Here is a 738-nt window from a genome sequence, read left to right as displayed (position 1 = left end):
GGCTTTGTTTCGCAAAGTCCGGGTGGGGGATTCATCTCGTGAATCCAGCGTGGTAGCCGGTCTGCATGAGCAGACCCATCCCGCCGAGCTACAAGACCAAGAACTGGCCGGCCTACAACGAGGCGCTGAAGCAGCGTGGCTCCCTGACGATCTGGTTCGATCCGGACATGGTCTGGGTGCCGCCGACTGGCAATCGAGGACGGCAGCCGCAATATAGCGATGCCGCGATCCAGACATGCCTGACGATGAAGGTCCTCTTCGGCATGGCGCTCCGGCAGACGACCGGGTTCGTTGAAAGCCTCCTGCGCCTGGTCGGCCTCTACTGGGCGGTGCCGGATTTCAGCGCCCTGAGCCGGCGCCAGAAGGCCTTGGCCGTGACCATTCCCTACCGTGGCTCGCGGGGGCCGCTGAACCTGCTGATCCCCTCTCGTGACATCACTGCGTGATGCACTGCCGGGCAATGGACAGCACCGGCATCAAGGCCGAAGGCGAAGGCGAGTGGCACGTCCGCAAACACGGAGGCGCGAAACGCCGCCTATGGCGCAAGATCCACATCCACTGCCCGGCAGGCGATTGCGAAGCAATCTGCCGAGAGGGGCGTCGATGAACAGACGCTGGAGATCCGAGCCCTCGAGATCACCGGGAGCAACGTCGGTGATGCGCCCATGTTGCCCGAATTGCTCAGCCAGATCCCGCCTGATGTGGAAATCGGCTCGGTCACCGCAGACGGAGCCTACG

The 738-nt window shown here is 63.6% G+C and carries 1 pseudogene; it reads left to right on the top strand.

Going from position 1 to position 738, the window contains the following annotated elements:
* Positions 1-65: 65 nt before the first annotated feature.
* A pseudogene (locus KZZ07_RS26625) lies at positions 66-738 on the top strand (IS5 family transposase); the annotation flags it as partial.

Origin of the sequence: Mameliella sp. CS4 (assembly GCF_019392335.1) — a bacterium.
GTDB lineage: Bacteria > Pseudomonadota > Alphaproteobacteria > Rhodobacterales > Rhodobacteraceae > Antarctobacter.
This window is presented reverse-complemented; position numbering and strand designations above follow the sequence as displayed.